Source organism: Flavobacterium sp. ZB4P23, from assembly GCF_003970375.1.
In the GTDB taxonomy this organism is placed as follows: Bacteria; Bacteroidota; Bacteroidia; order Flavobacteriales; family Flavobacteriaceae; genus Flavobacterium.
Genome location: NZ_RYDK01000007.1, coordinates 66,581 through 93,218, shown reverse-complemented (window position 1 = coordinate 93,218; position 26,638 = coordinate 66,581). Strand labels below are relative to the sequence as shown.

Genomic DNA, 26,638 nt, shown 5'->3' with positions numbered 1-26,638 from the left:
TTAAATTAAATCTTGATTACTAAAATTCATTACTATGGCAATAATGATAACAGAGGAGTGTATAAATTGTGGAGCATGCGAGCCTGAATGCCCCAATAATGCAATTTATGAAGGTGGTGATGAATGGAGATATGCAGACGGCACCGCACTCAAAGGCTTTTACACAGGACAAAATTCAGGTAATACCGTTGATGTTGATACTCCCAATACGCCTGTTTCTATGGATTTTTATTATATCGTAACTGATAAATGTACCGAGTGTGTCGGTTTTCATGATGAACCACAATGTGCCGCAGTTTGTCCGGTAGATTGCTGCGTAGATGATCCGGATTACAGAGAAACAATAGAAGAATTACTACACAAAAAAGAATTTATGCATCTTATATGATAACTGCACTTACAAAAATACAAATAGAAAAAACAGGTCAATTTAATGGACACGGAGGTGCTATTTACACATTAGAATTTGCTCATGAAGCTCATCTTTTTTACTCTGGCAGCAGTGATAACCTTGTAGTAGAATGGAATATGAAAGACCAGCAACAAAACAAAGTTGTTGCGAAATTACCTGCCAAAGCCATGGCATTGAAATATGTTCCCGATAGAAATATATTACTTATCGGTCAGTCATTAGGAGGTATTCATGTTATTGACTTAAAAGAAAATAAGGAAATAAAACTATTACAGCTTCATAAGGAATACATTTTTGATATCCAATATTTACCAGAAACAGAATGCTTTTGGGTTTTAGCTGGTGACGGTACACTTTCAGTTTGGTCAATCAATGATTTCTCATTGATAACAGCTCTAAAACTTTGTGATAAAAATATCCGTAGCATCGATTTTAATATTATTTTGAAAGAAGCAGCTATTGGATGCGGTGATGGTTCTATTCGAATTTTTGATTTTGAAACCTATGAAGAAAAGAAAATCCTTAAGGGGCATCTTGATGATTTTTCGGTAAATACAGTACGCTATCATCCAAACGGGAAATACCTTTTGTCTGGTTCTAGAGATGCCTATTTGAATGTATGGGATATTGAAAACGATTATGCGTTGATCCATCATATTCCTGCCCATAATTACGCTATTTACAGCATCGTTTTCAGTCCTGATAAAAAGTTTTTTGCTACGGGTAGCAGAGATAAAACAATTAAAATATGGGATGCAGAAAACTTTGAACTACCCTATCGAATAGATAAGTCTCAACACGGAGGCCATACCCATTCGGTAAATAAACTTTTATGGAGTGATTTTAATAATTATTTGATTTCAACCGGTGATGATAAAACTATCATGCTATGGGGAATTATAATACCAATGTAATAAAATAAAAAATTAATATTGGTTAAAATTTAGATTATGTCAGAAATAATTGAAGAAGAAAGTAAATATACTAAAAAGCCAGATTGGCTTCGTGTAAAATTACCCACAGGAAAAGAATATGCCGAAGTAAGACAAATAGTATCCGAACATAAACTACATACGATATGTGAAAGCGGCAGTTGTCCTAACATGGGTGAATGTTGGGGAAATGGAACGGCTACCTTTATGATATTGGGGAATACCTGTACAAGATCCTGCGGATTTTGTAATGTACATACTGGTAAACCTCTGCCTGCTGATCCGGAGGAACCTAAGATGGTGGCCGAATCTATTCGCCTAATGAAGTTGAAACATGCCGTAATAACTTCGGTTGATAGAGATGACTTGAAAGATGGTGGTTCTATGATATGGGAAGAAACCGTAAATGAAGTAAGAAAAGCATGCCCGGGAATTACCATGGAAACGCTTATTGGGGATTTTCAGGGTAAATGGGAAAACCTGCAGCGAGTTATTAATGTACATCCCGAAATAGTTTCACATAATCTTGAAACCGTACGCAGATTAACGAAAGAAGTTAGGGTACAGGCAAAGTATGACAGAAGCCTTGAGGTTCTCAAAAGATTAAAGGAAGCTGGGATGAAAACTAAATCAGGTATCATGTTGGGTTTAGGTGAAACAGAAGAAGAAATATATGAAACTATGGACGACTTGAGAAGCGTTGGTGTTGATATATTAACTATTGGCCAGTATATGCAGCCTACTAAAAACCATTTACTCGTTATAGAATTTATTAAGCCAGAAATATTTGCAAAGTATAAAGAAATAGGCATGAACAAGGGTTTTCGTTTTGTTGAAAGCGGACCATTAATAAGATCATCTTATCATGCAGAAAGACATTTGTTTTAATAAATAAAATAGATTTAATATTTACGCTCACAAAAATAATTATGGCTAAAACAAAAATTACAGTAAACAATAATGGTTCCCTGAGAATAGAAAATGACTTTGAGATTGTAGATAAAAATGGGAATGTATATGATTTAGCAGGACGAGAGATGCTTTCACTTTGCCGTTGTGGTCTTTCTAAAAATAAACCTTTTTGTGATGGTGCTCATAACGGGCACTTTGAACATGAGGCTGTTGCATTTGGATTGCCTCCAAAAAAATAATATATTAAACAAACATCATGTTCGACGTTGCTATTAATTTGATAATTCTTTCCAAAAACTTCCTGCATTTTTGTATGAACATGTTGCGCTTACCCCATTAAAAGATCCTACTCTTATTCATGTAACGGTGTTAAAAAATGAACTTGGTCTTGATTCACTTAGTGATTCCATTTTACAAAAATGGTTAAATCAAGATTAGTAATGAGCAGAGAATTGCTACCCGTTATACCGGTCATCAATTTGGGAGCTTTGCCGGACAGTTAGGCGATGGCAGGGCAATTTCCTAGTGCGAAATTTTAACTTCTGATGGAAAGCGATGGGAAATACAAACTAAAGGATCAGGCAAAACTTCTTTTTCCAGAATGGGAGATGGCAAAGCCGTAATTCGTTCATCAGTCAGAGAATATCTTTGCTCAGAAACCATGTACGGTTTAGAAATTCCTACCTCAAGAGTGATACTATGGCTTTCACTTTATGACCAAAGATTGAAAAGAGAATTATCTGACGAAATGAAACGCCAGATGGAAATGAAACGCGTAAATCCAAAGTATGTATTAAGAAATTATATTGCTCAGGAAATAATTGAGGAGGTAGAAAAAGGAGGGAATGAAAAATTAAAAAAATGGTTAGAAATTTTGTATTCGCCATTTGCCGAACATCCAGAATATGAATCGTATTCAAAACCAACGCCTACAGAAAAGAAAATTATAGTGTTTCCTGTTCATCTTAAGTTCTTGCAAAAAAATAAAATAGTGTAAAATAATTTAAAACATAAAAACATGTCAGAACATAAAGTTTATTTAAACTGGAAAAACAAAGGAGATAATATACCCGATAAAACAATAATTAATGCAATGCACCACCGTGCTCACCGGGAATGTTTTATAGCCAATTCGGTTTTAACAGAGATAATTGTTGAACCGGTTTATTAAAGTAATTGAGCAAAGGTGAATTAATTTTAGATAAAAAATTAAAGTTTAATATGCTCAGCAAAAGGAACAAAACAGTATATATTGACAAACATGAAAAAGGAATTTATACAATAGCTATGGATACTACTACAAAACACAAAAATGATGTACCATCCCTAATCAGTGGTTATAGTCAATTAAATATATATGATTGGCTTGCCGATATACCATTGCCACCCAATCAACAAACATTCAACATTGTTGAAGTAAAATTTAAAGGAGGGCGTAAAGATTTTTATTTGAAGCATGAAAATATATCTCTTAAACAAACAGATATAGTAGTTGTTGAAACCATTGGCGGACACGATACAGGTCATGTTTCATTAACAGGAGAACTGGTTAGGTTGCAATTAAAAAAACACAATATCCAGACGGAAGAAGTCATTAAAAAAATCTATAGAAAGGCAACATCAGCTGATATTGAAAAATGGAAAACAGCGAAGGGTTTGGAATCAGAAACGATGTATAAAGCCCGAATTTTAGCTAAAGATTTGGACTTGAAGATGAAAATATGTGATGTTGATTATCAAGGGGATAAGTCAAGTGCCACCTTCTATTATACCGCTGAAGGACGGGTAGATTTCCGGGAACTAATTCTGGTAATGGCTACAGCGTTTCATATCAAAATAGTAATGCGTCAGATTAGCCTGTTCGAGGAAGCCGCCCGTTTAGGTGGTATCGGTACTTGTGGAAGAGAGTTTTGTCATACTGCCTGGTTAACAGATTTTAATACTAGGGCTACATTATACGGCAGGAATAAAGATAAACAATGGACTGAATTCAAATGTTGCTTAATAGAAGATCGAGAAAACAACAAATCTTCTTTGAAGGACAATGATCTCAATAGAATAAAAACGCTTAAAGGTATCGCCAGCCGTCAAAAAACAGATATTGAAAAAAATATAATGTGGTTTAGTTACCCGAATGAAGATGATTTAATACCTATAAAAATCTCAAGGGTTAAAGAAATTCAAACACTAATTAAAGAAGGCATGATTCTGAAAGATTTAAAGGAAGAGATAGAAATCATAATTGAGGAACCGGCTATTGATAACTTCTTGGGTTATGTAAATGTTGTAGGTCAAGATAGTCTAACAAGATTCGAAAAAAAAGAACAAATAAACATATAAAAAGGAATAAATGAAACTGCCAAAAAACTTAGAAAAAGTAATTCTTTTTGATGTTCATAAAATCCGAAAAAATTTCCCTATCCTTTCAAGGATGGTGAATAATAAGCCATTGATTTATTTTGATAACGGTGCTACTACACAGAAACCGCAACAAGTGATTGATGCCCTCATAAAATATTACACGGTGCAGAACGCTAACATTCACCGTGGAGTTCATCGAATGAGTCAGGATGTAACTGATGAATATGAGAATGCCCGAATTACTGTTCAAAAACATATAGGTGCTAAACAGGAACACGAAATAATTTTTACAAGCGGAACTACTGATAGCATCAACTTTATAGCCACTGTGTTTGGGAAAAAGTATGTGAATTCCGGAGACGAGATTGTTGTTAGTGAGATGGAGCATCACAGTAATATTCTTCCTTGGCAACAGTTATGCGAAGAAAAAAATGCAGTACTTAAAGTTATCCCAATCACTGATAGCGGAGAATTGTGTATGGACGAATATAAAAAACTACTTTCTGCAAAAACAAAACTGATCGCCATTACACACGTATCAAACACACTTGGTACGGTAAATCCCGTAAAAGAGATGATTGCTATCGCTCACTCGAAAAATATTCCTGTGCTTGTGGATGGAGCCCAATCTATCCCTCATATAAAAGTGGATGTGCAAGATTTAGATGCAGATTTTTATTGCTTTAGCGGGCACAAAGTTTATGCTCCCACAGGAGTAGGAATACTTTACGGAAAAGAAGAATGGCTTAATAAACTCCCGAATTATCAAGTAGGTGGAGGAACTATTAAAACAGTTTCATTCGATAAATCAGAATACGCAGAATCCCCTCTTCGATTTGAGGCAGGCACTCCGAATATCGAAGGAGGAATTGGTCTTGCAGTGGCACTGGACTACATCAACGTACTCGGTCTTGAAAATATTGCTACTTATGAACACGAACTGCTTGGGTATGCTACAGAAAAACTTTCAGCGATTGATAATTTGCGAATTATCGGCACGGCAAAAGAAAAAGCAAGTGTAATTTCGTTTGTTGTGGATGGGATCCATCCGCTTGACTTAGGCATGCTCCTGGATGCGCAGGGAATAGCAGTACGAACAGGGCACCACTGTACGCAACCACTAATGGCACATTATCAAATTCCGGGGACTGTGCGTGCAAGTTTTTCATTTTATAATACAAAGGAGGAAATAGATGTTTTTGCAAACGCAATTGTGAAATCAATTAAACGAATAAACCAAAAATGATAGAGATGAAAACAATAGAAAATATAGAGCAGGAACTCGTGGAAGAATTCTCGGAGTTTGAGGACCTGTTTGATAAATTCGGATACCTGATTGATTTAGGTAAAAATATAAAACCATTAGACGTTTCATTGAAAACGGATAACTGTATGATAAAAGGATGCCAGGCACATGTGTGGTTATATAGTGAATTAAAAGATGGTAAAATTATTTTTTATGCAGATGCAAATGCCGATTATGCTAAAGGGCTTGTTGCCATGTTGATTCATGTACTTTCGGGGCATACACCTGATGAAATTATTAAAGCCCCGCTTAATTTTATTGAAAGGATAGGATTTAAAAGCATGCTTTCGATGAAACGTGCCGGAGGATTGGAGAGCATGATAAAGCAAATGAAACTTGATGCGGTGGTTTACAAAGCCAAGGATTGAGCTACTTTCTTAACCTAATAAAGAATTGAATTAAATCCTGAAATTATTGGAAACAAAAAGTTTTGTAGGAAGTATTGGTGTAGTATAATATTTTTCATCTTAGGGAAAAGGATAACCTTTTGTTGGAGTAGCTTTAGATACTTGGAATATGTGGACGGAATGACAAGATGGGGTAAGAGCTTCAAACCCAACATCAGGAACAACATACAATTTAGTGCAACAACCTTGGGTAAATAAAGGTTATTTATACAACATAACAAATAAATGTAATAACTATTGATAAAAAAGTGGAGAGCCAAACCCAGAATTTTGATTTGTTCTCTCCACCATCAGATACTAAATAAGGGCTTTGTTAATACCCTGCTGTCACTTGCTCACTATAGGTTTTATGAGGTACTGAGAGAGTTCTTCAAAACGTTGTTTTTTTATAGCATAGAACGGAAGGAGTTTTTGGTATTCCCTTACTTTATGGATTTCTTTTTGTTCATTTATTCTTATATCTTTCGGCAGTTTATCTAAAATATTATGATAAGCCCCAAGAAAGATTATACCCGTTTCATTTGGGCCGAGTGTTGCCGAAATCCTGCCAGCAATATACTCATCCCGTTGATTCAACAGTTTGGATCGGCTAATTTTAAACCTAATAATCCTGATCAGTTTCATGATTAATGGGCCGGAAGAGGGTATCAATTTTAGCATTTCCAATTCTTTTTTAACCATCGAAATATCCTCGGTTCGCACGATAATAGCTCCCCGTTTGACCAGTCTTGAAATAATTTCATAGTTCTTACTTCCTGCCTTTATGCTATCTTCCATGATTTTTATTGCGATCTCTCCATCCGCAACCATTCCATCCTGGTATATTTTTACAACTTTTCCGCCAAGCCCAATAGTATCACAATATTGGCTTATTATCTCCCAGTATTTGTTAACGGTATCAACATGTGTTTCCCAAAATTCTCTCCCAAATTCATCAATACCCTTCTGGGTTAGCTCGGCTGCCATGGATCCCATGTCGGCACTTGTATGAATGATGGGAACATATATTAGTGTCTTCATTGTAAAAGGTTTTTAGCTTTGATCTATACTCAACTCTTCACTAGCCAATTGGCATACGGTACTCAGAGTTTCCATAGCCTGTTCAATATCGGTAAAACTTCGGTTTTTAATCGCTGATTTCAACTCTTCAAGTGCATTTTCAATAGCAGCCTTTTTGTTACCTGGAATTGTATCCCCAAATTCCTTTAACTGTTTTTCCGTTTGGAAGATCTGAGTGTCGGCTTGATTACTTTGAACCACCTTTTCTTTTGTCTCTCTATCCGAAACAGCGTGTTGCCTGGCTTCCTCCTTCATCCGGTGAATATCCTCATGCGAAAGTCCGGTAGAGGCCTCAATGCGAATCTGCTGCGATTTGTCAGTTAACTGATCTTTGGCAGTCACATGAAGAATGCCATTAGCATCAATATCAAAGGTAACTTCGATTTTAGGAATACCCCTATGGAATGGCGGAATTCCATCAAAATGAAACCTCCCGATGCTCTTGTTATCGTTAGCCATTGGCCGTTCTCCTTGTAATATGTGTATTTCTACAGAGGGTTGGTTATCAGCAGCCGTAGAAAAGACTTCTGATTGCTGAGTAGGAATGGTTGTATTGGCTTCGATCAGCCGTGTCATCACACCACCCCGGGTTTCGATACCTAATGAAAGCGGTGTAACATCAAGTAGCAATACATCTTTTACTTCGCCAACAAGAACTCCACCCTGGATGGCAGCGCCAATAGCGACAACTTCATCTGGGTTAACACCTTTGGAAGGTTCTTTCTCGAAAAAGTCACGCACAATTTTTTGAACAGCAGGTATTCTGGTTGATCCGCCAACGAGGATGATTTCATCTAAATCGGAGACCTTCAATCGGGCATTCTTAAGTGCCTGCTGACAAGATAGAATAGTTGACTGCAACAGGTTATCAACCAACTGTTCAAATTTGGCACGGGTAAGCTTCTTTACCAAGTGCTTGGGTATGCCTTGAACCAGCATAATATAGGGTAGGTTAATTTCAGTTTCCATCAATCCAGACAATTCGATCTTTGCGTTTTCGGCCGCCTCTTTCAACCGCAGAAGTACCATAGAATCTCTAAGGAGATCTATACCTTCGTCTTTTCTGAATTCATCAACCAACCAGTCAATGATCAGCTGATTAAAATCATCGCCACCAAGGTGAGTGTTCCCGTTGGTAGATTTCACTTCAAAAATACCATTTCCGAGTTCGAGTATCGAAATATCGAAAGTTCCGCCACCAAGGTCATATACTGCAACCTTAATATCTGTATGCCTTTTATCCAATCCATAGGCAAGAGCTGCCGCCGTAGGTTCGTTAATAATACGTCTGACTGTAAACCCTGCAATCTCACCAGCCTCTTTGGTTGCCTGCCGCTGTGAATCGCTGAAATAGGCAGGAACGGTAATCACCGCCTCCTTGATCTCTTGTCCAAGGTAGTCTTCAGCTGTTTTTTTCATTTTCTGAAGAATCATAGCCGAAATCTCCTGAGCCGAATACAGTTCCCCGGAAATGTTTACACGGGGTGTATTATTTTCGCCTTTTGAAACCTGATATGGCAATCTGCTAATCTCTTTCTCAACCAGATCGTATGATTCACCAATAAACCGTTTAATGGAAAAAATCGTGTTTACTGGATTGCTAATGGCCTGACGTTTTGCCGGGTCACCAACTTTACGCTCACCACTGTCAGTAAATCCTACTACAGAAGGCGTTGTTCTGTTACCTTCACTGTTAAGGATTACGACCGGTTCATTACCTTCCATAACAGCTATACAGGAATTTGTGGTTCCTAAATCTATACCTAAAATTTTACTCATTATATTACATTAAATTGCCTAATGGGCCAAGATTGATGTTTAAATCCCTGTCGGTAAGATTAAAGTGCTTTTTCAGCTCTTCCATTTTTAGTTCAAGTTTCATAAGGGTTTCACCAAGCCGTTCAATCTCATCTTCAGTCAATGATCCCCCGTCAACTCTGCGCATAGCTTGCTTTTCAACCAGTTTACGAATGAGTTCAACCAGGGTTAGTACCAGTTTTGCCAAGCCGGAATCAGCATTGTCTGGGCCTAGCTTTAGCCTGGATTCTTCATTGTTTGTTAGTTTCCCGATCTCCTCCGAAAGCTCATCAAGCGATCCGGTATTAAACAGTATTTTATTTTCACTTATCATACCGATTATTTTATGGCGATTTCAACAAAATTATACGGAGGCCAAGGTCCAGTCAGGACAAAGTTAAGCCTTGGATATTGGTTTTGCAAATCCCCAATTACATGAATTAGTCCATCTTTCCGCTCCATATCAAGTAAGAAAACGGCATCAATGATAGCTGTTGTTGTTATTGCCCTTTTTTTGAATTTATTGACGGTGTTTAACCGGAAAAGGTATCCAGTGATCATTTCAATGACCGAATTAACATAAGTTAGCATCAATTCCTCAAGCCTGTGCTCTTTAAGTTTTTTATCCAGATAATCCTTGTAAACTGAATTTTTGATTTCCGTCGCAGAATTCTCGGTTGTTTGGGTATCTGCCTCTGATTTTATCTTCAGTTCTGATTTTAATTTTTCGGAATCACAAAAAATCTTTAGCCCAAATTCATACTTATTTTCAACTTCCTGGAGATTTTGTTGAAATTCATGGTAGTTTCTTTCGAGCATTTTATTAATTAATTCGGCTGATTCCATTATTGAGCCATATCGCATGGGAAGAACTGTAAATTGTTGCGCAAGGTTTTCGATCACACCTGCATATTCAATAGCATTGGATCTATCTGCAATTAATTCAGCTCTTTTTACATCGCTTACTACAGCAGTAATTTCACCAAAAGAAACAGCACATAAGTCAGAACCAGAAATGCCCTTCATCCCAACCAGCAGAGCATTTAACTTCTCTGGATTTCTTTTTACGGATAATATGGAATAAATCATTTTTTTCATTTCTACAAAATTATTGGCTTTCCAGACTTTAACTGCTCCATGGTTTCAACAGAGCTTAGAAGCAATTTCACTCCTACATATACCAGGTCGATATCTGCTACTGAAATTATAATATCCCCACTGAGGATAACCCCTTTGTTCAATACTCTGTCAAGCAATTCAAGCATGGTAATGTCTTTAGACCGGTCGATTACATTATTGTGCATTATTGTTTTTCTTTAATGGAAATAAAACTAAATGGTGGCCAGGGACCGGTTGCTTCAATAATAAAGCCGGAATCCCCTTCTTTTTTTTTCAATGTTTCAACTGTACTTATAAAATCAGCAACTTTGTTTTTACTTACAAGAAAGGTGGTATTGAGGATCATGGTCTCTTCTCTTCCGGTAAACGCTTTCGGGAGTAGATTGTTGAGGCTGGTTGATTCGCTCAGTTTTTTAAATTCATCATAATATTTCTGTCCGTAGTTCTTACAAATCCTGTCCATCTCATTTTCGATTAGGTCAGTTTTTTTTCTTCCCAGCAAAAAGGCTTTCCCAGGCGAACTTTCCATAATCTGCTTTTCAAGCGCAGCAGCTTCCTCGCTTAATTCGTCAATTTGCTCGCATAGTGTTTTACGATCGCAATAAATTTTAATCGACCATTCTTCCTTTCCCTCGATATGATTGAAGCTTTCAATCAATGAGTCAGCATAATCAATAATGAAGGTTTTCAAACTGGCTTTAGTATGATAGATGGTGCCAAATTTAAAAGGAATCACAGTACTCTGTTCCATAATCATGCTGATTACCCTGATATGATTCCGTGCGTTTAATTCCGCCCACTGAATATCTGATAAATTCTTTTTGAAATTTTCTTCAGAGAATTCACTTTTGGAAACATATTTAACGATCACGTGAAAATCATCGAACATAAGTGATTCCACTGTACTATACCCCATGCCCGGTATAAGCCGGGGAGGAGTACGTGATATGCAATAAACATATATCAGATCATTTATCATGACAGAAATTTGTTAATTAATATATTCGTCAGTGCTATCTATTCCTTCCAAGGAACCATGCCGTTCGAAGGATGTAATTTCAAGATTTTCATCCAGTTTGACCGCATAGAAAAGCCGCACTTTTTTTGACGGAAGATCCATTGATTTTAGAAATGAATCGTCTTCATATACCTCTGCCACAGCGTTCCAGATTTCTTTCACTTTTTCAATTTTTATGACCGTTACATCATAACTTTTGATGTTCTCTCTCAGGAACTTAATCACTACTTTTTTAACTTCAATAATGTTGCTCATATTTTTTACTCCTTATTTATCTTTCCTTATATTTTCCAGTAATTTCAACAATTCATCTTCTCTTCTGTCATATTCTTCTTCATCAATTTCATCCAATTCAAATTTCAACTGTAGTCGCATCAGTTTTTCTTTGACGGAGCCTTCATCCGACGTTTCCTTCTCAACAATCTCATTGATTTTATTAGCGATAAAAACTACTCCTTTTAGGGGTGCTAACAGTATGCTATCGATTAAAAACATATTATATTCCTTTAGTGTTTATTACAAGGGTGACAAAATTATAGAGTGGTAATGTTCCTACATATTTGAAGGTCATAAAGCGGCCAAATTTCTCCTCTAAATCATTCACAGCTTTATCAAATGCAGATTCAGCTAAGTTTTTAACAAGAAAGGCAACATTGATAATCATCATTTCTCCGTAGCTATCGTTTATTTTTACATCAACAGAAAGTGGATTTAAAATATCGAGAATGCTATTTTTGTAATTTTCCGTCTCCTTTTTGAGTGCTTCTGCTACCATTTCGCCTATTTTCATGCGCTGGTAATGGCTTTTATCGGCCGGAAGACTCATCAATTTTCCCCTGAGTAACCTAATTTCGTCATATTTTTCAATGATACTTTCATATATCACAGCTTCCTTTGTCAGTACTTTGAGACCCAGTTCTTTCTTGCCTTCCATTTTAGTAAGTAAGTCATCAAATTTTTTGTAATCTTTCTCAAGAATTCTCAGGATACCAGAGTCATCGTTATGTTCGGAAATAGTTGAAAACCGAACAGGAAGAACCGTAAATTGTTTCATAACCTCTTCAAGTACTCTTTCGTGAGTGATCATGTTTATTCTACGGACTTCGTATTCGATGATCGGCGAATTACTGACGATAGCACTAATATCTTTAAAATTTATCCCATAAACCAGGTCGGTCCGTTTACCCATACCAATCGGACCATAGTCTAATGGATCTGAATGCCTGATAATCCCATAAATATATTTTCCTTCTTTCGGTATATCAACTTCTTTTTCCATAAAATCCTTCAGATATGTTGTTACTATTTTATTAATTAATCTGCGTCATCAGCGTTTTGTTTTTCTATTACAATTCCCATTTCTCTGGAAATATTTTCAGGTCAATAAAATTATAAATAGGTAAGGCAGCTGTATATACAAAATCACTTCGGTCCTCGTATCTGGCACCAAGGTCGGCCATTATGTGGTCAAATTCGATCTCCCTGCCACTATTCACCAAGAATGCAGTATTCATAAACATGGCATCACCATTTGTTTTGTTATGTTTATACTCGAATGCTGATCTGCGCAAAGCATCGATAATCGTTTCAGTTTCCTCTACTTTCTTTTCAATCAGTGCATCTGCTACTAGATTTCCGGCATCTGCAATTTCCATGTTCTTCCTTTCCTGATCATGTAGTTTTTCAATTTCGGTCATTATTTTTTGTAGCTCAACGTGTTCCTTGTCGATCTCTTTGTATATCATTCGCATGTTTTTCCATGTTCCTCTCACATTAAGCTCCACTTTATTTTCAAACTGTTTGAGCAATTCCATAAATTCGTTGTATCGCCGGTTAAGTAGATTTCGTATTTCGTTAGGAGTTGCCGCAATGGTGCCAAACCTAATGGGAAGTATGCTCTTAAATTCCTGCATCACCACTTCTATAACCTTTTGGTGTGCAAGCATGTTTTCTGGATTAGCCACTACCGTGTTAAGGGGATGATCACTCACCACCATACACAAGCCATCGAAACTGATAGTGGAGACTAGGTCGCCGCGTCCGCCTATTCCTATTGGACCCAGATTGATGTCGTAATCCGTTGCAATGATGCAATAAATATATTTCCCGTCACGTTGCATATTATTCCTTTATTTTTATCAAAATCAAATTTTCATTCACTTTTTGTTTTCCCTTAAAGGTTAAACTCTCTTTTGAAGATTGCCTTTCCGCTTCTGAATATTCGAGCAATGTATGATAGGCTTTATTAATCCTATTGAAATTTTCCTTATTATGATTATTCTGATTTGCATCGGGATGAAATTCTTTTGCTTTTTCCTGATATGCCCTTTTTATTTCAGAGTCAGAAGTTTCTATTGTTAAGCCAAGTTCTATTTTTGCCTGTGCCACATTCTCCTGATCTAATTCTTTAACTTCAATAGTATAAAAACTATAGCAGGGCAAGGGTCCAACCAATTTGAAGTTCAACAAGCCTTTGTATTCTTCATCAAGTTGGTCAATTATCTGTTCAAATTTTTCTTTTTTATTCCTGTTAATGAGAAAAGCAGAGTTGGCCACCATTTCGTCATTCATCACCTCATGTGATTTTATATCGAGACTGATTGATGACAGCGAATCCAAAATATTCGTTTCAACCTTTGTGTTTTTTTCTTTTACTTTTTCCTGAACTAGCATCCCTATTTTTATCTGGTCGATTTGTGAAAGCGTATCTGTCTTTTTTAGAATATCATCTCTTATTGCGATGATCTCGGGGTGGTTTCCAATCTCTATGAGGGTATTAGAAAAATCAGCCCAAGTAACCACTAAGTCAATTTCTGTCAGGGTTTCAATTTTATTTAGGGTATCAATAACTAAATCATGGCCATTTGCAAGTATTTTAATAACCTCTTCCTTTGAGTTTACAATCGTACCGAGCCGCATAGGGATAAGCATGTTGAATCCTTTCTCCATGAGTTCTTCTATGGTTTTTTGATGATGAACCAGCAAGTATCCCAAGCTTTCCCTGTCTAAATAATCAATGTGTGCACTCTCCCTGTCGGAAACAATGGCAGATATATTTTGGAAGGGGATGGCATAAATCCCTGAATTTTCAAATGATTTAAATATATCCGTACTGTAAAAATTCGGCACTATTCCATAGATGTATATTCCTTTTGTTGTCATTTTATTAGTTTATTGGTTGATGGGTTTATTTGTTGATATTAACTAGTTTCCTTGACGTTTGCCAAACTTCCATATTTTCAAATGAATATTTCATAAACGCCTTAACTTATCAATCTTTCTATCAACCTTTTTTCGTTGAATTTTGTTGTAATACCAGCCCGATCGCTTCTTCGAAATGATTCTCCATGATGATGATTTCTCCGGTAACTTCCTTCGATTTTCCTTTGCTTTTATCAATCAATTCGCGAATAGCAAGCATGGCCGCTTTACGACAAATAAATTCGATATCTGATCCGGTGAGGCTTTCTGTTTTCAGGGCCAGTTTATTTAGGCTTACTTTTTTTCCAAGTGGTTTATTCCGGGTATGAATACCGAATATTTTTTCCCTTGTTTTTACATCTGGGAACGGCAATTCAAATATCAGATCGAACCGGCCACTTCTTAGCAAAGCTGGATCAATTAAATCGATTCTGTTGGTAGCGGCCAGCACAATCACTCCTTTCAGGTCTTCAATACCATCCATTTCGGTAAGGAACTGGCCAATCACTCTTTCGATTACCCCGGAACCTGAACCGTCACTACTGCGTCTGGGGGTTAGGCTATCTATTTCATCCAGAAACAAGATACAAGGCGATGCCTGTTTTGCCATCCTGAATAATTCTCTTACCCCTTTTTCCGATTCACCGATGTAGCGGCTTAAAATTTGTGGCCCTTTTACAGAGATAAAATTAACTCCGCTCTCGCTTGCCAGCGCTTTTGCCAGGTAGGTTTTACCTGTGCCAGGTTTCCCGTGAAGGATAATTCCCTTGGGAGGTTTGGTATCGGCTTTTTTAAACAGGTCGTCATATATCAGTGGCCACTCTACGGTTTCCTTTAAAGCCTCTTTTATTTCATCGAGGCCGCCAACATCATCCCATTTCACATTGGGTACCTCCACAAAAACCTCCCTTATGGCCGAAGGCTCTACTTCTTTCATCGCGTCAAAAAAGTTATCCATGGTTACTTCGAGCGACATCAAAAGTTCGTAAGGGATTTCGGCCATCTCGAAATCGATTTGTGGGAGTATTTTCCGCAAAGCAGTCATGGCGGCTTCCCTGGCTAAAGCTTCCAAATCAGCACCCACAAAACCATGGGTAATTTCTGCTAGTTTTTCCATATCTACATCCAGCGACAAAGGAATTCCCCTAGTATGGATGTGAAGAATTTCCAGCCTGCCTATTTTATCGGGAATAGAGATAGAAATTTCGCGATCAAAACGTCCCGGCCTTCTCAATGCCGGATCAATGGAATTAGGAATGTTGGTTGCGCCAATTACAATGACCTTCCCCCTTGATTCCAATCCGTCCATAAGTGATAATAGTTGGGCTACAACACGCTTTTCAACCTGTTTTTCGCCACCCATATCTTCCCGCTTGGGCGCAATAGCATCAATTTCATCAATAAAAATGATGGATGGTGCATGTGCCTGAGCCTCTTCAAAAATTTTCCTTATCCGGCCTTCACTTTCCCCATAAAATTTCCCCATGATCTCCGGACCGGAGATGTTGATAAAATAAGCATCTGTTTCATGAGCCACCGCTCTAACGATGAGCGTTTTCCCTGTTCCAGGAGGGCCATACAGGAATACACCTTTGGGAGCCTGAACACCAAGACGTTCAAAAATTTCAGGATACTTCAAGGGCAGTTCTATCATCTCCCGAATGCGCTGTACCTGATTTCCAAGTCCGCCGATGTCTTCGTACGAAACCTTACTTTTATTTTCCCCTTCTTGCTTGGTCAATTCAAGCTGAAACGTGGTATTTGGGTGTATCAGTACCGCCCCATCAGGGTTGGTGCCGGTTACGGTATAATTAACCGCACGGGAACCAAAAAGGGTGGCTCTCACTTTATCTCCTTTTGTTACCGAAAGACCATTGATGAGCGAACCAATATATTTTGCGTCATCGGCCTTAAATAAAGAACCAGAGTTTGTATCAGGTTTGAGTTTTATTTTTGAAGCCTGGCGGCAGGTAGTTTTAATGATCTTCACTTTTTCATCAATCCCAGCCTGAGCATTTTCTCTGGTAATGCCATCAATCTGAATAATACGTTTGTCCCTGTCTTCTGGAAAACAAGGCATAATCTTAACAGGCGTGGCACGTTTGCCTTCTATAACAATCACATCGCCACTTTCCAAACCCATCAACTTCATGTCTTTTGGGTCAATCCTAGCAATTGCCCTTCCAACATCCTTTACCGGGGCTTCTTTTACACGTAATATTATTTCGTCTTTCATTTTCGTTGATAAAAGGTTGGTGAAAAAGTTAATATGTTGGGTTATTTATTTGTTGATAGGTTTATTGATTTATAAGTTTATTTGTTCGATATTTACCAGTTTCATTGGCGTTTTCCAAACTTCAAAATTTTCAAAGGGACATTTCATAAACTCTTCAACCGCTTTATTAACTTGTCAATACTTGTCTCAATTTATCCAACGCTTCCAGTCCTTTAATTTCTTCAGCAAATTTTGGCACTTGAACTATATTTAAATTGCTAAACGTTTTTTTAATCTCTTGTAAATAAGGTAATTGATTAGCCTTTACTCTTTTGCAAAAATCACCATCATCCGAAACCATTACATTGTTCACGATAATCTGCCTCGCAATTATTCCGGATGCGCTAAGATCAGCAAGCAGTCTGTCTGTTTCCATGGTAGCCATCGCTTCGGGGATACATACAGGAATAAATTCACATTTGGTTTTATCCCGCAACAGGTTTTGGATTCTTTTTACTATTTTTTTCAGGCTGAATAACAATGCGTCCACCTCATCCTGTTGATAGGACCCCGAAAAACTGGTAACCATATAGCGGTATTTCCATCTCATTCTGGCTGCAACTTTTATCCAATCATCCAATAACTTTGGAGATGAAATCAATCGCAATGCATGCCCGGTGGGTGCTGTATCCACCACATATTTATCGTATCCACCTTCTTCAATAAAATCAATGATGGTTTTAAAACTCATCATCTCATCAATGCCGGGTATTGATAAGTCCAGCATTTCATCGATGTCCTCGCTGTCAAGATTTGTAGAGGTATCAAAAAGTTTTTTCAGCTCATTCCGGTGTTCTGTTTTAAAATTGGAAAGTGCTTTGTCGGCATCTACTTCAAGGGCCGACATGTTAGCTGTACCGTCAACATTTACTACTTTAAAACCAATTTCTTGTTCGAGACAATCCGATACGGAATGAGCCGGATCGGTAGATATAAGTAGCGTTTTAAAATTTTTAGATAATGCCAGGGCAGTAGCTATGGCACAAACACTTTTTCCAACACCACCTTTTCCTCCGAAAATAATGAGTTTTAAGTCCTTGTTTTCTAAGCACTCAAGTGCCATGATTTTATTTTTTAATATTGATTTCAAGGATACCGTTGATGAATTTGTGACTTAAATTTTCTTTAATGACTTTTACCGGAAGCAGTAATTCTTTTCGGTATGTTCGGCTTTTGCTGATCGCAGAAATTTCAAGAATGTCTTCCTTCAAGTCGATTATAAGGTCATTTTCCTCTATTCCAGGCATTTCGGCAATGACAACAATTTCATTCTCTTCATCAAAGATGTCTGTTATCGGTTCCCGCTCTTCATCTACTTTAGGCCCTTCGGGTGTTTTTTTTATGTTCCCGAAAGTTTCCACTTTTGGGGTACCACCACCTGCCGTGTTGATGGTAAAGCCATAAACGCCTTTCATGCCTTTTTTGATATGATCAAAATTGATCTCCCCTTCCTTACTTATTCCGGCCTTTTCTTCGAGCTTTCCCGCAAGGTCAACCAATTTTTCGATGCCTTTGAACAAACCGCCAAGCCCGAAAATTTCAAAATCAGCTTCGTCTCTTTTTCCTTTATTTTTATCGTTTTCCATTTTATTGATAATTTATTAGGTTCTGTAAATTATAATGGTTTACTAATAGCTTCAAGCTTTTCCAGACGAGCCTCTAAAGTTTCATGTTGTTGCATCAGCTCTTTTTCTCTAGCTTTAGTGGACAGGTAAGTATCTTCCTGCCACCAGTTGATACCCATCTCCATGGCCTTGTCAACTGAACAAACCAGTAGTCTGATTTTTATAGTAAGTAAATCAATATCAGCTATTTGTATCTTAATATCACCTGCTATTACAATCCCTTTATCGAGTACTCTTTCAAGAATATCAGCAAGGCCAGTCGCATTAATTGAATGGGTGGGTTGTGTTTGTGACATAATAAGCGTATTGTTTTTAATAGTCTATCGACATGGTTTTAAAATTCGGTTTCTCCTCATCTTTGTTTGTTTGATAGCTTTCTGTCCTATCTGGATTTTGGAGCAGTATAGATTGTCCATTATAAAACTCTTGAATTTCGTTTAGCCTAATTTGAATGATATTAAGTCTTCGCGAAATCAATATTTCTTCGCTTCGCAAACGAGTTCTTTCCTTTTCAAGCATATACATTTTTAAAAAATCAGAACCTTCATTATTTGAAATGGCTGATTTTTTTGTATTGTACATTGTTTTGATACTTCCAATCCCTTTTACTGCATTTGAAGTTGGCATAATATATTATATTAGTTGATGGGTAATTAGCAATTTTTTTCGATCAGTTCATTAACAATTAATCTAACCTTTTCCTGATTGGTTTTTGAGCCAACCCTGCTGGTTTCAGAAGTAAGTATATCCTGACATATTAATCTAAACATTTCGTTGTTTTTAGAAGGAGTTGCATTTATGGTTGCCAAAGTTTTTGCAATCATAATAGAGCCACGAACGGTTGGGTCAAATTCTGTTTTCCCGGATTCGCGTAAGCCTCTCACAATCTTTATGATTTTTTCAGCATCGTCCAATGTAAGGTTTGATTTAGCCCTGGTAATCTGTAACTCAGTTTCGTAATCAAAATGATCGAGATCCATGGTTACCATCCTGTCGCGCAATGCGTCCTGAGTCCGGTTAACACCCGCATATTCTTCAGGATTTGAAGTAAAGATGGCACGAAATTCTGGATGTACTTTCATATAATAATCCTCTTCTTTTCCTGCCGAGGTGCTCATCATTTTTTCCTGAAGGATGGGCAGTAATATATTATTTGCTTCGGCACGTGAGCGGGTAAATTCATCATAAATAAGTGTGAAACCATTTTTAACTGCTATTGTTAAACGATTATTCACCCATTTTTTTTCCATGTCTTCCTCAACTTTGTGAACACTATGTATAAATCTATCGTCTAATTTTTTAAATCTATATCCAGACTCGCTACCAACCAGATCGGATGTTTTATACTCCGCATCGCCATGAATAATGACTACTGGTCTTCCAATTTTACTTGCTAAATGCATAGCCACAGTTGTTTTTCCAGTTCCAGATGGGCCTCTGAAATGTACTGGAAATCCTGCTTTTATGTAGGTAAGACTACGCTCTGTAATATCTTTAATGTACGCTGTCTCAACAAAATCCGACATGGGCTTAGGTTCAAGGACCGTGTTAGTTTCATTGTTCATTATTTTATTCTCCATAATTTTCACCTTTATTATTTGATTAAAACTCCTGTTTAGGTAATTGTTCCAGAGTCAATTTCCAAATGTTCCTCGCCTCTTCAATGTCTTGTATCATTCTTGCCCTTGTTTTTACAAATTCTTCCTTGCGGGCATAATGCTTAGCCATGGCCTCTAATCTTTTCGTAAGACCTTTCCTTATTGTGTTGCTGGTATTGTTCATTGTTAATTACCTTCATATCCTTTGCCTTTACAACGTGTACAAGGCAATCCGTCATTTGATTTTCCTGTACCCTTACATTGCGAACATTTTGCATTGCTTTGGCAATAATTACTTCCCTTTCCACCACATACAATACAAGGGACTCTGGCTCCCAGCGGATTTTTACCTGTACCCGAACAAAAAACACAGGCTATTGCAGGATTCTCCACTTCAACCTGCCCAGTTCCTTTACAAACCTGACAACCCGACATTGGTGAGAGTAAATCATAAGGATCCTTTCCAAGACCATTACAAAAGGTGCAACTGATTGTTTTTGACATGGTTTTTATATCAATTATAAATTAAAAATGCTGAGTTGAAGAAAATGCCCCACAACTCTTGCTCAGTACAGGATATTATTTTATCGGGAAGTAAATATTTTCAACTTTTTGAACTTTCCCCTCATCTAATAAATTTTTAGCTACAAACCCAAGCTTCATGCGTGTTTCTCCCAGTGGCTCTTCCATTTCTGAAATTCTTACACCTTGTGGATGGTTGTTGATATAATCCGTTACTTTCTCTTCCAAAGTTATTGGGATTACTGCTTTGGTTTCCACTTTTTGCTGAACTTCAACCTGAATTACCTTTACTTCTTTAACTGGAGTTTCTATTTTAACTTCTTTTTTTTCAATTTTTTTAGCTACTTCCTTAGGCTGAGCAACAACTTTATTTCGTAATTGAGTAAGAATTTCCGACATTTTTTTCCATGATGCTGATGCATCACCTCTGTCTTTCGCATAATCACCAAGTAGCGCTTTAATTGCTTTTTTAAGGTTTTTTACATCATTTTGGATCCCTTTCATTACTACATCAAATTCCTTAAGCCTGGCTATTTCGCCGTTAGAAAGCAAATTATGAGTATATGTGAAAATCCTTAAAATCTCTCCATTTATACCTTTCATAAGGATGGAAAATTCTTCAAGCCTGTCCGTTTCGCTTTTCTCAAGCAAACTATGGGTATATGTAAAAATATCTGAAACTTCTGTATTTATGTTTTTCATAAGACTAGCAAATTCCTTGAGCCTTTCTGTTTCGTTAGTTTCAAGCAAATTATCCGTGTAAGTAAAAATCTCTGAAATCTTATTGTTGATACTTTTCATAAGAGCAACAAATTCTTTCATTCTATTTTTTTCACCCTCATTTAACCCTGCTCTTAGAGCTGTTGCCATATTCTTATTTTCTTTACTAATTTTTTTCAAGGAAATATCTGAATCTTTTAACCGTTTTTGTTCGTCCTTTTCAAGTTTTACTCTTAAAGCTACAGCATTGGCATTTAAAGCCACTGACATCTCTTGATGATCCTTTTGAAATCCATCAAGGGTTTTTTGTACTTCAATTACAAGCTCTTCATTTTCCTTGTTTCTTTTTTTGAATGAAGCAAGTATGTCTTCGCTTAAATTTTTCATTTCTGATGATAGTCTCATTTTTTATTTTTTAATTATTAATGAATATTTAATTCCCTATGGTTATTTACCCTATTGGATACTTGACATAAGGCCTTGATTCTCTTTAATTATTTGATCTTTAACTTTTTTTATATCCTTTACCAGAATATTATCGCCTTTTTTAAGTAAGTTTTCAAGGCATTCTATCATACTGTTATGTATTTTCTGAAAATTCAAGAATGTTTTCATTACCTTTTCCTTTCTCATTTCCTGTAGTTTGGGGATTTGAGAAAGCTGCTCTTTGATGATGCTTATTCTTTCCAGCGCATCTGGTGAGGTAATGTCTTTAAGACCTAACAGACCATTCTTAAGCGATTGGGCAGTTTCTTTCTGGGTTTCAACAAAATTCAAAAACTGGCTTTCGGCTTCGCTTCTCTTTTCATCGATTATATCAAAAATACACGACATTATTGTATTGTAATCTTTTTTTCGCAGGGAACCATTTTTTGCCAGAGTTTCGCTAAGTCTGGAATTTAATATCTCTATTTCCTTTGTAAGTTCGTTTAGAGAATTATTGACATTCCCGAACAAGGAATAAGATGATTCTGTAATATTTTCGGATGATTGAAAGACAGTTTGAATTTTTTGAATCCGGCTTTCATAAGATGTTATAATATTGTCGAAAAAACCATCTATATTTAATTCAGGTTGAGTATTCATTGTGGTTGAATAGGTTGATGAAAAATAGGGATTGATGAGTTTGAAATAGAAATTCTTGGTAAATCATGCTTCCGAGCATTAATCCGTAAGGATGATTTAGCAAGAACACCTATTTTTTAACTACAAATGCCTAAGCGGCTTTAGCAGTTAATCCAATTGCTTCTGCATACTTTAAGTATGTTTCAACTGAGGCAACAACGATTCTTGCTTCAATAGCAAGTAACTCAATACCTACCAACGAAACTCTTACCCAGGCATCAACTACAACACCCTTGTCCAAGATACGATCAATAACCTCTACGAGGCTAGATGATCCAATTGTTTTTTCTACTGCCATTTTTTATTAAATTAAGTTATTAATAAAACCGTGCTTTACAAATTAGAGAGACGGCTTACCTCTTGTTCTGAGCGTATTACAAGTAGTGTGCCGAAAAGTAAGTAAACAGGAATATTGCATTGTATTATACAGTACAGTATGCTGTAATTAAGGTATATAGGTGTTTATATAAGTAATAGGAACGATATATTGTTGCATATTATAATGTCAAACCTTCAGTAAAGACTGGGGTTGAGTTAAAAACAAACAAGACATTATTTCAATATCATTAATTAATTGTGATTTTTTATAAAAAAAATAAATTATATTAATATATTTTTTACGAAAAGATTAGTAAAAATGGATAATAATTGAAATTATCGCACACATGTGCGGAAATGGGAGAACTTCATCTGGTAGGCAGGCTCTCAACAAATGGTTAAGTGCAATTAACTTCGTCAGTTACATTATCCACAAAAAGGTTAACGAATTCAACTTACAAAACGGATAGGTAAATTTGTAAGTCCGAGACTTCCTGAGTCAAGGAGCATTCCTAATCCGACCGTCCTTCCCGAATCTGATAATAACATTGACCCTTCCCAGACCTGATCTGAGATCTCCTGAATAGAACGATACTTTTTATATCAGAAGTATTGTTGGTTATCGTTTTTTACTCTTCGTTTTTATTAACAGATATATTGTACTTTTTCATTTTTCGCAAGAGAGCATCGCGGGTAATTCCCAGCATATCAGCTGCAGCCGTCTGATTGCATTTACAATTTTGTAGAGCTTTACGTACCATTTTAATTTCGTGGGTTCTCAGATTGACTGAATCAGAATGAGCTTCCGATGAGGATATTTTTTGCGATTTTACAGGGAAGTCATTTATCCCGAGCAGGTTGCCTTTGCAAAGAATGAGGGCCCTTTCGGTCATATTTCTCAATTCTCTGACATTTCCAGGAAAATCATATTTTAGGAGCGCATCAAAAACCTCTTTGGAGATATGAATGTTTGGTTTTTTAAATTTCGTTGCATAGTCATCAACATAATGGATCAACAGAGGTTTGATATCTTCTGGCCTTTCCCTAAGGGGCGGAATATGTATATGCAGTGTATTGAGCCGGTGAAGCAGATCGAGCCTGAATTTTTTTTGCTCCACTTTTTTATAAATATCATGATTGGTGGCAGAAATAATCCGGAAGTCAGTATGTATCGGGTTTGTATCCCCCACCCGGGTGATTACCTTTTCTTCCGTGGCACGCAGAATTTTCGCCTGTAGATTTAATGGCATATCTGCGATTTCGTCAAGAAATAGGGTACCGCCGTTACACACTTCAAAGTAACCCATTTTATCGGAGATGGCACCGGTAAACGATCCCTTTTTATGGCCAAAAAATTCGCTTTCCAAAAGTGATTCTGTAATGGCACTACTATTAACGGCACAAAAAACAGGATCCTTCTTTTCGCTCGAATAATGTATGATTCTGGCAATATTTTCTTTTCCGGTTCCACTTTCGCCGGTTATCAGCACATTAGCATCGGGATAATTTGCGGCGATGATGGCTTGTTCAAATACATTCAAAATCTGTGGGCTGACTCCGATAAACTGTCGGTTGATTTTATCTTCGAGGGTTTTGGATATTAATGAGTTCTTTTCTTCCATCTGCTTCAGCCTTCGTTGCATCTGAAGATATTTTCGGGTACGCTCAATCGCAATCTGAATGTCAATAAACCGGAAAGGTTTGCGCAAATAATCGAATGCCCCAAATCGCATGGCTTTGATCACCGTATCCATATCGCCATGAGCCGAAATGACGATGACTTCCATCTCAGCGTATTGGATTTTTACCTCTTTCAGAATATCAAGGCCATTCACACCAGGCAACCGCACGTCAAGGATTAAAAGATCAATTTTATTATTTTTTAATACTTTTTTCCCTTCTGCGGCTGTGTTGGCCTCATAAAATTCAAAGTCTGAATCCAGAAAAAAACCAATCAATTCTTCTGTGAATTGCTTCTCATCATCAATGATCAAGATTTTTATTTTCTCTTTTTTTTCCATTTTTACTTTTTCTTTTGAGTATCCAAAACTAGTTTTATTTTCGTTCCATAAAAATGATCGCTCGTTATGTCTATGGTTCCGTTCATTTCCTTGATTATCTGATAACAGATTGATAATCCAACTCCGGTTCCCTTTCCTTCATCTTTTGTAGTATAAAAAGGAAGTAAAATATTATTGATATCGTCATTTCCAATGCCAATACCATTATCTGTAACTTCTACGATTAGAAATTGATTCTGCTGATACGTTCTGATCCCAATGAGTGTTTCAAAATAATCTTCCTGTATGCTTTGCTTTTCTTCTATTGCATCTTTGGCATTGGCCAGCAGATTAATAATAACCTGCTCAAATTTGTAGGTATTGCCAACTATATGAGGAATTTGTTTATCAAGTTGGAGGTTCAGGTTGATTCCAAGGTGTTTCAACTGTTCTATTGATATAGTAACGGCATTTTCGATGCTTGAATTAATATCGAAAGCTGTCAATATGTAATCGCTGTCGTTTCTTGAAAATGCCCTGATATGATCTATAATGTTCCTGATCCGGATTATATTTTCAAAAATTTTGCTTGATTTATTTTCAAGGAATTCAATGTTGATAGTTTCGGTTTTGGCAGACTCAAATAAAATCTTATCCATTACCATAGAAATGATATTTAATGGCTGGTTGATCTCATGTGCAATACCTGTGGCCATTTCTCCAAGGTTGGCCATCCGGTCGGCATGAAGTTGTTTTGCCTCTATCTTCTTACGTTGTGAAATATCACGGATGATGATCATGAATGATAAGGACACCCCATCCGGGTCCTGTATTAAAGTGACACTCGTTTCACCGGCAAATAACGATTGATTTAGCTTTCTAATTTTTAATTCAATATTTTGTGATAGTCCTTCATTCATTGTCTTTTCAATGATTTTTCTTATCGTATTTTTTTCATCAAATGGAATGAATCGGAAAATTTTTTTGCCTACCAAATCATCTTTGGTATCGGTGCCAAATAATTCAAGCCCGATTTCAGAAACCTCAGTAATGACTCCTTTCATATTGATTAATAAAATACCATCGGGAGATGCATTTAGCAAGGTTTTGTATTTTCCTTCGCTTACTTCCAGCGCCTGCTTGGCCTGTATGTGATTGGTAATGTCATGGACAACAGTAAAACGGCATTTTTTATTCCGGATATATACATTATCTGCCGATAACAGCACATGCTTCACATCTCCATTCTTCGCTATCAGATTTGCTTCCAGGTTAGATATTTTTTGATTGGTATCTATCTTCAGGTATAGGGTATTTAGACTTTCAAGTGTTAAAATACCAAATTCCACAGGTGCTTTACCTATGACTTCATTTTTATCAAATCCGAGCAAATTGCAAAATGCGTCATTCACTTCAATATATTCTCCTGTAACCAAATCGCTTAAACTACAAGCAGATGGATTGAGATAAAATTTTTTTAAAAATTTTTTTTCTGATAGTTTCATTTGAGATATATCTTTAGCTGACTCTGAAAATGATCCGTTTACCATGCCAAACACTCTGTGATACCTTAGTTTCCACAAAAATTTGTATGCCGGACTTTACAATAAATGGTACAGAACAAAAATCTGGCGTTCCGTTTAATATTTCACAAGCAATTCCGTCTATTTCATCACAGCGTTTGGGCGGATGAATCATGAGAACTAATTGTATTAAAAGTTCTTTTCTTACATAGCCGTGTCTCGTCCTGAAAAAAAAATACACTTATTGATTAAAAATCCTACTGCAAATCTATACATTTAAATTAATCCTGAATATCGTTTATACTATTTATTTCGACTTTACTCAATAACAAATTGGATAAAGATAAAAATTTTGGCATCTGTAAAAGCTTCTGAAATGAAGAATTAAACCAGCTGAATATTTATCAA

General features: G+C 36.7%; 32 protein-coding genes and 1 pseudogene. 9 read left to right on the top strand and 24 right to left on the bottom strand.

The window, feature by feature from the left end; genetic code table 11:
- The first annotated feature begins 34 nt into the window (after positions 1-34).
- The 9 genes and pseudogenes from EKL99_RS12150 (at position 35) to EKL99_RS12110 (ending at position 6,291) form a co-directional block, all read left to right on the top strand.
- Positions 35-388 (top strand): 4Fe-4S dicluster domain-containing protein, encoded by a 354-nt coding sequence (locus EKL99_RS12150; RefSeq protein WP_126462383.1) that lies wholly within the window; start codon positions 35-37, stop codon positions 386-388.
- The gene (locus EKL99_RS12145) at positions 385-1,326 is read left to right on the top strand and encodes a WD40 repeat domain-containing protein (RefSeq protein WP_126554209.1); all 942 of its coding nucleotides are present in this window, start codon (positions 385-387) and stop codon (positions 1,324-1,326) included. Before EKL99_RS12150 ends, EKL99_RS12145 begins: the two co-directional genes overlap by 4 nt.
- Before the next feature lie 36 nt (positions 1,327-1,362).
- A complete protein-coding gene (lipA, locus tag EKL99_RS12140; protein WP_126577028.1) occupies positions 1,363-2,232 on the top strand; it encodes a lipoyl synthase in 870 nt (289 codons plus the stop codon).
- Between the two features lie 41 nt (positions 2,233-2,273).
- Positions 2,274-2,495: a CDGSH iron-sulfur domain-containing protein gene (locus EKL99_RS12135; protein WP_126462374.1), complete on the top strand. Its 222-nt coding sequence runs from the start codon at positions 2,274-2,276 to the stop codon at positions 2,493-2,495.
- Between the two features lie 188 nt (positions 2,496-2,683).
- A pseudogene (locus EKL99_RS14810) lies at positions 2,684-3,253 on the top strand (protein adenylyltransferase SelO family protein).
- Between the two features lie 21 nt (positions 3,254-3,274).
- A complete protein-coding gene (locus EKL99_RS14560) occupies positions 3,275-3,427 on the top strand; it encodes a hypothetical protein (protein ID WP_197037242.1) in 153 nt (50 codons plus the stop codon).
- Between the two features lie 5 nt (positions 3,428-3,432).
- A complete protein-coding gene (locus EKL99_RS12120; protein ID WP_126577027.1) occupies positions 3,433-4,596 on the top strand; it encodes a stage 0 sporulation family protein in 1,164 nt (387 codons plus the stop codon).
- 10 nt (positions 4,597-4,606) lie between these two features.
- The gene (locus EKL99_RS12115) at positions 4,607-5,863 is read left to right on the top strand and encodes an aminotransferase class V-fold PLP-dependent enzyme (protein ID WP_126577026.1); all 1,257 of its coding nucleotides are present in this window, start codon (positions 4,607-4,609) and stop codon (positions 5,861-5,863) included.
- Between the two features lie 5 nt (positions 5,864-5,868).
- Positions 5,869-6,291, top strand: a complete 423-nt coding sequence (locus EKL99_RS12110) for a SufE family protein (RefSeq protein ID WP_126577025.1) — start codon at positions 5,869-5,871, stop codon at positions 6,289-6,291.
- A gap of 366 nt (positions 6,292-6,657) precedes the next feature.
- Here the strand turns inward: EKL99_RS12110 and EKL99_RS12105 are convergent, their stop codons facing one another.
- The 24 genes from EKL99_RS12105 to EKL99_RS14555 form a co-directional block, all read right to left on the bottom strand.
- A complete protein-coding gene (locus EKL99_RS12105) occupies positions 6,658-7,350 on the bottom strand; it encodes a hypothetical protein (protein ID WP_231507435.1) in 693 nt (230 codons plus the stop codon).
- A 12-nt stretch (positions 7,351-7,362) separates the two neighbouring features.
- Positions 7,363-9,168 carry a molecular chaperone DnaK gene (dnaK, locus tag EKL99_RS12100; protein WP_126577024.1) on the bottom strand — a complete coding sequence of 602 codons (1,806 nt, stop codon included), beginning with the start codon at positions 9,166-9,168 and terminating at the stop codon, positions 7,363-7,365.
- A 4-nt stretch (positions 9,169-9,172) separates the two neighbouring features.
- Entirely contained in the window at positions 9,173-9,520 is a 348-nt protein-coding gene (locus EKL99_RS12095; RefSeq protein WP_231507434.1) for a gas vesicle protein K, read from the bottom strand.
- Between the two features lie 5 nt (positions 9,521-9,525).
- Positions 9,526-10,284 carry a GvpL/GvpF family gas vesicle protein gene (locus EKL99_RS12090; protein ID WP_126462360.1) on the bottom strand — a complete coding sequence of 253 codons (759 nt, stop codon included), beginning with the start codon at positions 10,282-10,284 and terminating at the stop codon, positions 9,526-9,528.
- A gap of 2 nt (positions 10,285-10,286) precedes the next feature.
- Complete coding sequence (locus EKL99_RS12085; RefSeq protein WP_231507445.1) at positions 10,287-10,451, bottom strand: gas vesicle protein; 165 nt, start codon at positions 10,449-10,451, stop codon at positions 10,287-10,289.
- Positions 10,452-10,489: 38 nt separating this feature from the next.
- On the bottom strand, positions 10,490-11,284 hold the full coding sequence (locus tag EKL99_RS12080; protein WP_126462354.1) for a GvpL/GvpF family gas vesicle protein: 795 nt from the start codon (positions 11,282-11,284) through the stop codon (positions 10,490-10,492).
- Positions 11,285-11,296: 12 nt separating this feature from the next.
- Positions 11,297-11,578, bottom strand: a complete 282-nt coding sequence (locus EKL99_RS12075) for a gas vesicle protein GvpO (protein ID WP_126462352.1) — start codon at positions 11,576-11,578, stop codon at positions 11,297-11,299.
- Positions 11,579-11,590: 12 nt separating this feature from the next.
- Positions 11,591-11,818 carry a gas vesicle protein GvpG gene (locus EKL99_RS12070; RefSeq protein ID WP_126462349.1) on the bottom strand — a complete coding sequence of 76 codons (228 nt, stop codon included), beginning with the start codon at positions 11,816-11,818 and terminating at the stop codon, positions 11,591-11,593.
- A 1-nt stretch (position 11,819) separates the two neighbouring features.
- A complete protein-coding gene (locus EKL99_RS12065; protein WP_126554227.1) occupies positions 11,820-12,602 on the bottom strand; it encodes a GvpL/GvpF family gas vesicle protein in 783 nt (260 codons plus the stop codon).
- A gap of 67 nt (positions 12,603-12,669) precedes the next feature.
- Positions 12,670-13,443, bottom strand: coding sequence for a GvpL/GvpF family gas vesicle protein (locus EKL99_RS12060; RefSeq protein ID WP_126462343.1), 774 nt, complete (start codon positions 13,441-13,443; stop codon positions 12,670-12,672).
- 1 nt (position 13,444) lies between these two features.
- Positions 13,445-14,485, bottom strand: coding sequence for a GvpL/GvpF family gas vesicle protein (locus tag EKL99_RS12055; protein ID WP_126568584.1), 1,041 nt, complete (start codon positions 14,483-14,485; stop codon positions 13,445-13,447).
- Positions 14,486-14,606: 121 nt separating this feature from the next.
- Positions 14,607-16,760, bottom strand: a complete 2,154-nt coding sequence (locus EKL99_RS12050) for a CDC48 family AAA ATPase (RefSeq protein ID WP_126554231.1) — start codon at positions 16,758-16,760, stop codon at positions 14,607-14,609.
- A gap of 166 nt (positions 16,761-16,926) precedes the next feature.
- Positions 16,927-17,862 carry an ArsA family ATPase gene (locus EKL99_RS12045; RefSeq protein WP_126462333.1) on the bottom strand — a complete coding sequence of 312 codons (936 nt, stop codon included), beginning with the start codon at positions 17,860-17,862 and terminating at the stop codon, positions 16,927-16,929.
- A 4-nt stretch (positions 17,863-17,866) separates the two neighbouring features.
- Positions 17,867-18,385, bottom strand: a complete 519-nt coding sequence (locus EKL99_RS12040) for an Hsp20/alpha crystallin family protein (RefSeq protein ID WP_126462330.1) — start codon at positions 18,383-18,385, stop codon at positions 17,867-17,869.
- Positions 18,386-18,414: 29 nt separating this feature from the next.
- Positions 18,415-18,720, bottom strand: a complete 306-nt coding sequence (locus EKL99_RS12035) for a gas vesicle protein (protein ID WP_126462327.1) — start codon at positions 18,718-18,720, stop codon at positions 18,415-18,417.
- A gap of 16 nt (positions 18,721-18,736) precedes the next feature.
- A complete protein-coding gene (locus EKL99_RS12030) occupies positions 18,737-19,051 on the bottom strand; it encodes a hypothetical protein (protein ID WP_126462325.1) in 315 nt (104 codons plus the stop codon).
- A 26-nt stretch (positions 19,052-19,077) separates the two neighbouring features.
- Positions 19,078-19,950, bottom strand: a complete 873-nt coding sequence (gene gvpN / locus EKL99_RS12025; protein ID WP_231507433.1) for a gas vesicle protein GvpN — start codon at positions 19,948-19,950, stop codon at positions 19,078-19,080.
- 76 nt (positions 19,951-20,026) lie between these two features.
- On the bottom strand, positions 20,027-20,152 hold the full coding sequence (locus EKL99_RS14805; RefSeq protein WP_255416378.1) for a hypothetical protein: 126 nt from the start codon (positions 20,150-20,152) through the stop codon (positions 20,027-20,029).
- 56 nt (positions 20,153-20,208) lie between these two features.
- Positions 20,209-20,526: a hypothetical protein gene (locus EKL99_RS14455; protein WP_156063273.1), complete on the bottom strand. Its 318-nt coding sequence runs from the start codon at positions 20,524-20,526 to the stop codon at positions 20,209-20,211.
- Between the two features lie 75 nt (positions 20,527-20,601).
- Complete coding sequence (locus tag EKL99_RS12015; RefSeq protein ID WP_126462322.1) at positions 20,602-21,669, bottom strand: hypothetical protein; 1,068 nt, start codon at positions 21,667-21,669, stop codon at positions 20,602-20,604.
- A gap of 51 nt (positions 21,670-21,720) precedes the next feature.
- Positions 21,721-22,350 carry a hypothetical protein gene (locus tag EKL99_RS12010; RefSeq protein WP_126462319.1) on the bottom strand — a complete coding sequence of 210 codons (630 nt, stop codon included), beginning with the start codon at positions 22,348-22,350 and terminating at the stop codon, positions 21,721-21,723.
- A gap of 130 nt (positions 22,351-22,480) precedes the next feature.
- Positions 22,481-22,687 carry a gas vesicle structural protein GvpA gene (gvpA, locus tag EKL99_RS12005; protein ID WP_126462316.1) on the bottom strand — a complete coding sequence of 69 codons (207 nt, stop codon included), beginning with the start codon at positions 22,685-22,687 and terminating at the stop codon, positions 22,481-22,483.
- Between the two features lie 649 nt (positions 22,688-23,336).
- Entirely contained in the window at positions 23,337-24,728 is a 1,392-nt protein-coding gene (locus EKL99_RS12000) for a sigma-54 dependent transcriptional regulator (RefSeq protein ID WP_126462309.1), read from the bottom strand.
- Positions 24,729-24,730: 2 nt separating this feature from the next.
- Entirely contained in the window at positions 24,731-26,212 is a 1,482-nt protein-coding gene (locus tag EKL99_RS14555; RefSeq protein ID WP_158614920.1) for a PAS domain S-box protein, read from the bottom strand.
- Positions 26,213-26,638 lie beyond the last annotated feature (426 nt).